This window comes from Fulvimonas yonginensis, assembly GCF_037137055.1.
GTDB lineage: Bacteria > Pseudomonadota > Gammaproteobacteria > Xanthomonadales > Rhodanobacteraceae > Frateuria_A > Frateuria_A yonginensis.
In genome coordinates, this window is record NZ_JBBBNY010000023.1 from 1 (window position 1) to 9,369 (window position 9,369).

Genomic DNA, 9,369 nt, shown 5'->3' on the forward strand with positions numbered 1-9,369 from the left:
AAGAAGGTGTTGGGCGGGCTGACACCCTCCGCCTATGCCAAGCAGTTAAAGTGACCCCGGACTCTAAACCGTCCCGCTACTCAAAGCGGGGGGACGTCGCCTGGAGCCCAACCGTAACGCCCTCCGTGGTGAACCAGTGAGGATGCGCCACATGAAAGGACACACGTTCAGGGCACTTGTCGCGGTCACGTTATGGATGCTTGGTCATGTAGCCCATGCCAGCACAGTCACGTACGTCTACAGCGACCCCCAGGGTACGCCGCTGGCCGAGGCGGATGCCAGCGGCAACATCACGGCGACGTTCGATTACCGACCGTATGGTGCGCAGGCGCTGGGCTCGCCCCAAAACGGGCCGGGGTATACCGGACACATAAACGATGCGGATAGTAACCTCGTTTATATGCAGGCGCGGTACTACGATTTGAATGCAGGCCGTTTTATTAGTTGCGACCCAGTTAAGGAAAAGAATAGCCTGCCAACCATCAATAGCTATTGGTATGCTTCTGATAACCCAGTAAATATGATAGATCCGGACGGAAAGGATTCTTTATGGGTGCAAGATGGTACGCATACCACCATTGTGATCCCTGTAAATTTTGTCGGTAATGACGCGAGCAAGCAAAATATCAACGCCATAATATCCATGGCTAAGCAGTTGGAAGTTTTAAACCGCAACTATAGTGTTTCCATTGTTTCCACTAATCAGCCCATCCAGGGTCAGCTTAACAAAATGGACTTGAGCCCTGGATACGACTTCAAGCACTATCCTCAGGCGGGCGAAGGAGTGAACGATCGGGGCGGAAACGTTGGACACATCAACACAAGCAACAACGGCTGGTTGAGAGCGGCGCTTCATGATATTTTGCATTTCGCCGCGTTTAAAGATGGATATATATCTGCCGGTAAGGGTGATGGAAGAGTGGTCGTAGGTTATCTTACGGGCTATAGCGTTGATAACATCATGGCCAACCGCCAGGGTAATGTCATATCAGACCGGGAGATTGAAGAGGCAAGGGATTATGGTGACCGGCGTGACTCAAATCGTCTTTGCAGACCGGTTGGTCCTCATCATGAAATCCAATGTCAATAAGGTGCCAAAAATGAGAAACTTTGCGATATTCAAGGTCTCGATTTTTCTTCCTTGCGTTATGTTTTGTGCGCCACTTTTGGCTCAGCATTTACCTGCTATACCGAATTTTTGCGCTGGACACCTGTGTATTGAGGCACTTCCGGTCGTAAATGGCAATGGCCTCGAGTATCCGCGTTTCTCATTTCAGCGGCGAAGTGGTGGCTCGACAAGCTATAGCTTTTTCTACAATGGACTCGGTCGCGTCAAAATGGACTTGACCGTTGATGAGACTGAGAATTGTGCAAATACAGGCCGAAGAAAAAAAACGGCAGATGGGGAGCATGGTTATGTGAATTCGATTTGCGGGATATTGATTAATGGAGGGCATTATAAGTTGGAAATATACTCTTACGGGTCGACCAGCAATGCGGCTCGCAATGTGTGCACTCAGGCTGTCGGCTCTATTTGGCAATTTCATCCAGAAACAACATCGCCGATTGGTCCAAAGATCAATTTAAATTCGAGCTGTTCGCTTCCCTAGTTAATATTAACGCTAAACACGGGTCACCATTTTTTCTGCAGGATCAATAAACGGCAAGACTGCTCCGCTTCGCGAGCGCGGAGGTAAAGAGATTTCGGTCGCTGAGGCCCCACCTGTCGCGTCTTCGGCGACAGCGCGGGGCGTAGGAAGTCGATGAAGCTGGGGAGGCTCGCGGCGTAGCTATGCCGGATCGCGCGCCCAGATCGAGGCGCCGTCAGTACGGGATTCAGCTATTGCGCGGCAGGGCTCCTATCCCCGCCCGCTAGCGCGTTTCCTCGAGGTTTCGCCTACCGCGCCTTCGGCGGCAGGGCCCGGCGCAGGAAGTCGGTGAAGCTGTGCAGGTTCGCGGCGTAGCCTTTCGGGTCGCGTGCCTGCACCAAGGTCGAGGCGCCGTGCACGCCGACGGCCTGGCGGTAGTGCGTGACGTTCGCGCCGTGGGCGTCGCGAAGCACCTCCTCGACCTTGTCCTCTTCCTGGGGGCGGGTGGTGATGTAGAACGGTACCGCGATCTTCGCGGCGGCTTGTTTCACCATGTCCTTGTCGTCGAAATACTCGCCGGGCGAGAAGCTGGCCACGGCGGCGATGTCCTGTGGGTGCTTCGCCGCCAGCAGGATGGCCAGCGACGCCGAATACGAACTGCCGACCACGGCGATGCGGGCGTAGCGATGCGCCTTGGCCCAGGCCAGCGCGCCTTCCAGGTCGGGCAGGGCATCCAGGTAGTCGGCCGAGCCGCCGCGCTTCGCCACGGTTTCGTTGTGGCCGCCGAACAGGCTGTCGCCGGAACGCTGGTCGATGGCCAGCGTGTCGTAGCCCATCTTGGTCAGCACGGGTACCAGCGGGTCGTATTCATGACGGCTCGCCCCGGCCTGGTGGAACAGCAGGAGGATGGCGTCGGTGTGTCCCTTGGCATGGCTCAGCGTGCCGTAGACGGCGCCGCCGTCGCTGGCTTGCAGCGTGACCGGTTCGCCCGCATGGGCGGCGAAGGAGAGCGGGATCAACAGGAGGGCGAGGCAGCTCCCGATCAGGTGCGCAATACGGGTAGGCATGGCGATCGCTCCGTGTGGGCTGCGGCGATGGTAGCGCCGTCGGGGTTGGCGATCGGTCGAAATTCAGGGTGGCCCATCGAGACCGGATGCCGTGGGTAGCGGCAACTGCCTTGGCCTCGGCGCTAGGATGCCGATGTTGTCTCGATGACCTGCCGTGCGCCGACCATGCCCCTCACACCCTGGACCTACGTCTATTTCGCCGCCGCGGTGCAGGCCGCGTTGCTTGCGCTGGCACTGTGGCGGCGACCGGCGAACCGCCAGGCCAACCGCGTGCTGGCGGTGTGGGTGGCGCTGACTGGCATCGACCTGGCGGTGAAGGCGCTCTACTGGCACCTACTGGCGCCGGAATGGTTTCGTGCCTACCGCTTCGTCGCGCTGTTCCCGTTCCTCTACGGCAGCCTGTTCTACCTGTACGTGCGGGCGTTGACGACGGGGCGGTCATTCCGGCCGCGCGACCTGGCGCATCTGGCCGGCTTCGGCGTGATGCTGGTGCTCAACGGCTACGTGTTCGTGATGGACCGCGCGCAGCTGCAGGCATTGTCGGCGCGGTGGGTCGCCGGCGAGCGCACGGTCGGCGCGTGGTTCGACGTGCCGCTGTTCCTCTACAGCCTGTCCTACGTGCTTGCGGCGCTGGTGCGGGTGCGCGGCTACCGCCGCCGGCTGCGCGAACGGCGCTCGGACGCGGACCGCATGTCGCTGCGCTGGATCGATGTCCTGGCCGGGTTCCAGGTCGCCATCTGGTGCGTGGCCATCGTGCAGGCGCTGGTCTACCTGCCGGTGCTCAACTACGGGCTGCTGTTCGGCCTGGTGGCCGCGTGGGTGTGCGTGATGGGCTGGTTCAGCCTGGGCCAGCCGCCAGTGCAGGCCGAGCCGGAGCCGGCAGAGCCGGAAGCCGAGGAGTCGGCCGCGGGGGCGGCGGACGAATCGCGCCATGCCGCAGTGGAGGCGCGCCTGGCGCAACTGATGGGAGGCGAGGCGCCGCTGTACCTGGAGCCGGCGCTGACCATCGGCCAGGTCGCCAAGCGCAGCGGCTATCCGGAATACCTGGTGTCGGCGGTGATCAACCGCCGGCTCGGCGGCAGCTTCTGGGACTACGTCAACCGCCTGCGGGTGGAGGCGGTGCGCGAGCGCCTGGCCGAGCCGGCCGAAGCGCGCACCATCCTCGACATCGCCTACGCCTGCGGCTTCACCTCGAAGTCGACGTTCAACGCGGCGTTCAAGCGGCAGGTCGGCGAGACGCCGAGCGCCTACCGCCGGCGCCACGCCGGCGCCACCGCGCGCGCGGCCTAGGCGCCGCGGTGCAGGGCCACGATGATCGCAGCGGTGGTGTCACCGATGCCGGTGCCGCCGCCCTGCACGGACAGGCCCATCCGCACCACCACCAGGCGCTCGGACGGCACGATGACGACGTACTGGCCGAAGGCGCCGCGGGCGTAGAACATGTCCCTGGGCAATTGCGGCATGCCCCAGGGTGCGTCCCACACCGGCACGCTGCCTTCGTTGCGCAGGTTGGTCCAGAAGCCGGCGCCATACCCGGTGTCCAGCGTGCGCGAGCGGCTGTAGTAGGCCCACCCCTCGGGCAGGATGCGTCGGCCGTTGACCACGCCGTCGTCGAGGTAAAGCTCGCCGAAGCGGGCGAGGTCCCGCGCCGACGCATAGATGAAGCCGGAACCGAGCAGGGTACCGGCCGCGTCCGTCTCGATGAGCGTGTGGTGCATGCCCAACGGCGCGAGCAGCTCGTCGCGGACGAAGCGCTCGGCGCCCGCGGCGGTGGCGCCGGTGGCGTTCCCGACCAGCCTGGAGAGCAATGCGTAACCCAGGTTGCTGTAGCCCCAGGCCGTGCCCGGCGCATGCGCCAGCGGCATGCGTGCGGCATAGGCGGCCGTGTCCGGTTCGCGGAACCACATGTGCGTGGCCGGGTTGACCGGGCCTTCGGTCTCGTCGAAGGGCAGGCCGCTGTCCATGCGCAGCAACTGGTCGACGGTGACCGCGCGGTGAGGTTCCCCCGGTGCCTGCCAGGCGGCGATCGGCACGGGCTGGTCCAGCCGCAGCCGGCCCTGGCGCACCAGGATGCCGATCAGGGCCTGGGTTACCGATTTGGTGACGGAGTGGCCCCAGATCGGGGTTTCGGGGCCGTAGCCGGGGGCGTAGCGCTCGGCGATCAGGTGGCCGTCGTGCAATACGACCACGGCCTTGGTCAGCCGTGGGTGCGCCGGGTCGGGCTCGGCGAAGGCGAGATCTAGCGCGTGGCGCAGTGCCGGGTCGGCCGGGGCGACCACCGCCGGCCCGAAACCGTCGGGCACGGTGTCGTCGGCCAATCCGGCGGCCTCGGGGACGGGACCGTCGCCGTGCATGACCAGGCAGCCCAGTCCCGGGCGGTACACCGCGCGCGCGGGGAACAGGCCCAGCACGCTGCTGCGCGCCTCGCGATGCGTGCGGTCCACGCTGTAGCGCACGGCCCAGCCGATGCCGCCCATCAGCGGCCGTTGCTCCTCGGCGAAGACCCGGTCGGGGTCGACCCCGGAGACGAAGGCCGCGGCGCACAGCGAGCGGCTGACCGAAGCGGTGGCGACATGAAGCGCCTCGCGGTTGGAGAGGACGACCCCGGCGGCGGTGGCCAGGGCCAGGATCAGGAGCGCTTCGACGGGTTTGCGCCAGCGGGACGACGGACCGGCCATGAGGCCTCCTCGGATGGTGGACGGGGAGGACAGGATCGGCGTGCGACGCCGGCCGGATCGTCCGATCCGGCCGGGTCGTACGTGTCGCAGTGCCGCCAGGGTGCGATCCGGCCGGCTCGCACCGGCTCAGGCGGCATCGCAATGGCCGCCCTTGCAGCCGTCGAACTCGCGCGCCACCGCCCGGCGCACGGCCGGCAGGCGCAGCGCCGGCAGCAACGGCCAGTAGGCCGGGATCTGCCGGCACAGCAGCGCGAACGCCCGCGCGCCGGCCAGCGTGCGGCCGGTGCGCAGGTCCTGCACGACCACCTGTCCCCGCCGCAGGGGACCCACCGGCGAGACGCCGGTGGAATCCTCGAAGCGGTGCAGCCAGTCCAGCCGGCGGTGCCAGCGCGCGAAGCGGGCGCAACGGTCGCAGTCGGGATGGCGGTACAGGCGGATCCTCGCCATGGCCGGGCGCTCAGCCGTGCTGCCCGACCTTGTAGCTGCCGCCGATGGTGCGGGCGGCGATGTTGATGCGGTTCCAGCTGTTGATGGTCACGACCAGCAGAGTCAGGTCGACCAGCGCCTCTTCGTCGAAGTGCTGGCGGGCCTGCTCGTACAGGGCGTCGGATACCGCGTCATGCGAAGCGAGCTCGGTCAGTTCCTCGGCCCAGGCCAGGGCGATGCGCTCGCGCTCGCTGAACAGGGTGGTCTCGCGCCAGGCCGGCAGCACGTACAGGCGCTGCTCGGTCTCCCCGGCGGCGCGGGCGTCCTTGCTGTGCATGTCCAGGCAATAGGCGCAGCCGTTGATCTGCGAGATGCGCATGAGTACCAGGTCCATCAGGCGCGGTTCCAGGCGGCCGGCGTTGTGGACCTGCTTGTCGAGCTCGACCAGCGGCATCATCGACTTGTAGTGGCGTTGGATGGCAAAACGGGACATGGCGTACTCCTTGGCTTGGAAGGCGACCCGGATCGGGTCGTTCAGTGCAAGGACGTCGATGCCTGCGATTTCGTGACCGCCAGCAGGCGTGCCAGCTTGCCCGGGTGCCGCAACCCGTGCATCGCGGTGATGCGGTCGCCTTCGCATTCGGCCCAGATCACCGAGCTCAGCGTGTCGCCGGTCCACATCAGCAGTGCCGGTGCCCCGTTGAGCGTGGTCAGCTCGTAACGCGGGCGATAGCGGCCGAGGTTGCGGGCGATCTGCAGGTACAACCGGGCCAGCCGGTCGGCACCGTAAAGCGGGCGCAGGGTCGCGCGTACGACGCCGCCACCGTCGCTGATCTGGATCGCGTCCTCCGCGAACAGCGCGCGCAGCTTGTCCAGGCTCGGCTGGGCCATCGCGTCAACGAAGCGCTCGAGCATCCGGCGTTGCGCCTGTGCATCCACGCTGAAGCGCGGTCGCCCCTCGCGCAGCCGGGCCTTGGCACGATGCACGCGCTGGCGGCAGGCGTCCTCGGCGATGCCCAGGATGGTCGCCGCCTCGGCATGGCTGTAGTCGAACACTTCATGCAGCAGGAACGCCGCGCGTTCTTCGGGGCTCAACCGTTCGAGCAGCAGCAGGAAGGACAGGTTGATCGTCTCGTCGCGTTCCAGCTCTGCCTCCGGATGCTCGGCATCCGGCACCAGCGGTTCGGGCAGCCAGGGGCCCGTGTAGTGCTCGCGCTCGGTCTTGGCGCGGCGCAGGCGGTCCAGCGCCAGGCGCGTGGTGACGGTGACCAGCCAGGCTTCGGGGTCGTCCAGCGCGGCGGTGTCCTGCGCGTGCCAGCGCAGCCAGGCATCGTGCAGCACGTCCTCGGCGTCGGCCGGGGCGCCGAGCATGCGGTAGGCCAGCCCGAACAGGCGCGGGCGGTGCTGCTGGAACAGGGCGGTCTGCGTATCCATGGGCTTCTCCGGTGGGATGCGGCCAGGACGCGCGACCGGGTCGGAACGTGACCGGATCAGCGCACCAGCGGCCAGGGGGCCAGGAACACCAGCCAGACCAGCAGCAGGATGCCCAGGTACTTGAGCACGCGGAACAGCCTGGGATGCCGCTTCTTGAACGCGCGGGTGCGCTCGCGCCCGCGCTGGTTCAGGGCGAACGCGCGGTTGACGAAGCCGGTGCGCGCGGCCTCCGCGTCGGTGTTGGGCGAGGTGGTGATGCGGCCCATGAAGGCGCCCACGCGGCGGTTGACCGCCTGCATCAGGCGGGTGCGCAGCGGACGCTCGACGTCGGCGAACAGGATCACGCGGGTCTGGTCGGTGCGGTTCTCGGCCCAGTGCACGTAGGTCTCGTCGAACACCACGTCCTTGCCGTCGCCCCAGGCGTGCACGTGGCCGTCGACGAAGATGCGGCAGTCTTCCGAGTTGGGCGTGATCAGGCCCAGGTGGTAGCGCAGCGAGCCGGCGAACGGATCGCGGTGGGGATTGAGCTTGGAACCGGGCGGCAGCAGGGCGAACATCGCCGCCTTCACGCTGGGGATCGCGTCGAGCAGCTCCACCGTCTTCGGGCACAGCGCCTGGGCCGAGGGCATCGGCTCGCCGTACCACTTGAGGTAGAAGCGCTTCCAGCCCTGCTTGAAGAAGCTGTTGAAGCTGGCGTCGTTGTGCTTCTCCGCCGCCCGGATGTAGCCCTCGTCGAACAGCCGCAGCGCTTCCTCGCGGATGGTCCGCCAGTTGGCCTGCAGCAGGTCCAGCTGCGGAAAGCCGCGGCGGTCCAGGATCGGCCGGGCCGGTACCGCCGAGAACGCGTACATCATGAGGTTGTACGGCGCGAAGAGCGCCGAGTGGTCGACCAGCTGGCGGTCGAAGCGCAGCCGCGCCCGTCCGCGCAGGTGCACCAGCAGCACGCAGAACGCGAACAGCAGGAACAGCAGCAGGAGGATCAGGCGGGGGGCGAGGATCATGGGGCTGGGTCGGGGCTGGGGCGGTTCATTCTACGCTGCCGCGAACGTTGGGGCGGAGCGCGTTCCGCTCGCTGGGACACGGTCGGGTGGGGCGCCTCGATCGGCCCCTCGGCGGTCCTCGCGATCCGGTCGCCTCTAGTCGGCCACGTCCGGCTCGAAGAAGCTCCAGCGCACGTCCGGGAACTGCGCCTTCATTGCGCGCTCGACGGCGTTGATCGCATCGATCAGCGCGCGGTCGCCGGCCGCCGGCTGCATCCGCGCCTTCACCGACACCATCACGTCCGGCCCCATCTGCAAGGTGATCAGGTTGAGCACCTGCGCCACTTCCGGACGCCCCTGCAGGAACGCCAGCAACTCGGCGCGCCGGCGCGGCTCGACGCCCTGGCCGATCAGCAACGCCTTCACCTCGATGGCCAGCGCCACCGCCACCACCACCAGCAGCACGCCGATCGCGATGGTGCCCATGGCGTCGAACAGCAGGTTGCCGGTGAGCATGGTGGCGCCCACCGCCAGCGCCGCCAGGCACAGGCCCAGCAGCGCCGCCAGGTCCTCGCCGAAGATCACCAGCAGCTCGCTGGAGCGGGTCTCGCGGAACCAGGTCCACAGGCTCTGTCCGCCGCGAGCCTTGTTCACCTCCTGCAGGCAGCCGCGCATGGAGATGCCCTCGGCGACGATGCCGAACACCAGCACCCCGAGCGCGAGCCACGGCCACTTCAAGGGCTCGGGGTGGCTGAGCTTGTGCACGCCCTCGTAGACCGAGAACATGCCGCCCACGCTGAACAGCAGGATCGCGACCAGGAACGACCAGAAGTACAGCGCGCGGCCCCAGCCCAGCGGGTAGTCGTCCGACGGCGGTTTCTTCGCCTGGCGCAGGCCCAGCAGCAAGAGGCCCTGGTTGCCGCAGTCGGCCAGCGAGTGCACCGCTTCGGCGAGCATGGCGCCGGAGCCGGTGACGAAAGCCGCGACCAGCTTGGCCACGAAGATCGCGAAATTCGCGCCCAGTGCGAGGAAGATCGCCTTGAGCGAGTTGGCGTGGCCGGACATGGACGTTTCCCTGGCGAGTGAGCCGGCTAGTTGTGATCTCTCAGTAGGTTGTTCACCCGGGGCGATCCCGGAGATTCTGGAGGTGCGACCCAACCAGCACACCAGGAGCCCCGGATGAACCTGCATAAAC

General features: G+C 66.2%; 10 protein-coding genes. 3 read left to right on the forward strand and 7 right to left on the reverse strand.

The features are described from left to right. The first annotated feature begins 151 nt into the window (after positions 1-151). Both WAT24_RS16415 and WAT24_RS16420 read left to right on the forward strand, forming a co-directional pair. On the forward strand, positions 152-1,090 hold the full coding sequence (locus WAT24_RS16415; RefSeq protein ID WP_336808978.1) for an RHS repeat domain-containing protein: 939 nt from the start codon (positions 152-154) through the stop codon (positions 1,088-1,090). Next, complete coding sequence (locus WAT24_RS16420; protein WP_336808979.1) at positions 1,071-1,610, forward strand: hypothetical protein; 540 nt, start codon at positions 1,071-1,073, stop codon at positions 1,608-1,610. Before WAT24_RS16415 ends, WAT24_RS16420 begins: the two co-directional genes overlap by 20 nt. A 287-nt stretch (positions 1,611-1,897) precedes the next feature. On the opposite strand, the gene WAT24_RS16425 is transcribed toward WAT24_RS16420, so the two are convergent. Continuing rightward, positions 1,898-2,656 (reverse strand): alpha/beta hydrolase, encoded by a 759-nt coding sequence (locus WAT24_RS16425; protein WP_336808980.1) that lies wholly within the window; start codon positions 2,654-2,656, stop codon positions 1,898-1,900. Between the two features lie 165 nt (positions 2,657-2,821). Between WAT24_RS16425 and WAT24_RS16430 the strand changes: the two genes are divergently transcribed. Next, positions 2,822-3,946 carry a helix-turn-helix domain-containing protein gene (locus WAT24_RS16430; RefSeq protein WP_336808981.1) on the forward strand — a complete coding sequence of 375 codons (1,125 nt, stop codon included), beginning with the start codon at positions 2,822-2,824 and terminating at the stop codon, positions 3,944-3,946. Here the strand turns inward: WAT24_RS16430 and WAT24_RS16435 are convergent. From WAT24_RS16435 to WAT24_RS16460, 6 genes are all read right to left on the reverse strand, one after another. Continuing rightward, entirely contained in the window at positions 3,943-5,334 is a 1,392-nt protein-coding gene (locus WAT24_RS16435) for a serine hydrolase domain-containing protein (RefSeq protein WP_336808982.1), read from the reverse strand. The genes WAT24_RS16430 and WAT24_RS16435 overlap by 4 nt on opposite strands. A gap of 126 nt (positions 5,335-5,460) precedes the next feature. Continuing rightward, on the reverse strand, positions 5,461-5,781 hold the full coding sequence (locus WAT24_RS16440; protein WP_336808983.1) for a thiol-disulfide oxidoreductase DCC family protein: 321 nt from the start codon (positions 5,779-5,781) through the stop codon (positions 5,461-5,463). A 10-nt stretch (positions 5,782-5,791) separates the two neighbouring features. Then, the gene (locus WAT24_RS16445; protein WP_336808984.1) at positions 5,792-6,253 is read right to left on the reverse strand and encodes a carboxymuconolactone decarboxylase family protein; all 462 of its coding nucleotides are present in this window, start codon (positions 6,251-6,253) and stop codon (positions 5,792-5,794) included. A 41-nt stretch (positions 6,254-6,294) separates the two neighbouring features. Further along, positions 6,295-7,194 carry an RNA polymerase sigma factor SigJ gene (sigJ, locus tag WAT24_RS16450; protein WP_336808985.1) on the reverse strand — a complete coding sequence of 300 codons (900 nt, stop codon included), beginning with the start codon at positions 7,192-7,194 and terminating at the stop codon, positions 6,295-6,297. A gap of 56 nt (positions 7,195-7,250) precedes the next feature. Beyond that, entirely contained in the window at positions 7,251-8,177 is a 927-nt protein-coding gene (locus WAT24_RS16455; protein ID WP_425605319.1) for an aspartyl/asparaginyl beta-hydroxylase domain-containing protein, read from the reverse strand. A gap of 153 nt (positions 8,178-8,330) precedes the next feature. After that, the gene (locus WAT24_RS16460) at positions 8,331-9,239 is read right to left on the reverse strand and encodes a cation diffusion facilitator family transporter (RefSeq protein WP_336808987.1); all 909 of its coding nucleotides are present in this window, start codon (positions 9,237-9,239) and stop codon (positions 8,331-8,333) included. Positions 9,240-9,369 lie beyond the last annotated feature (130 nt).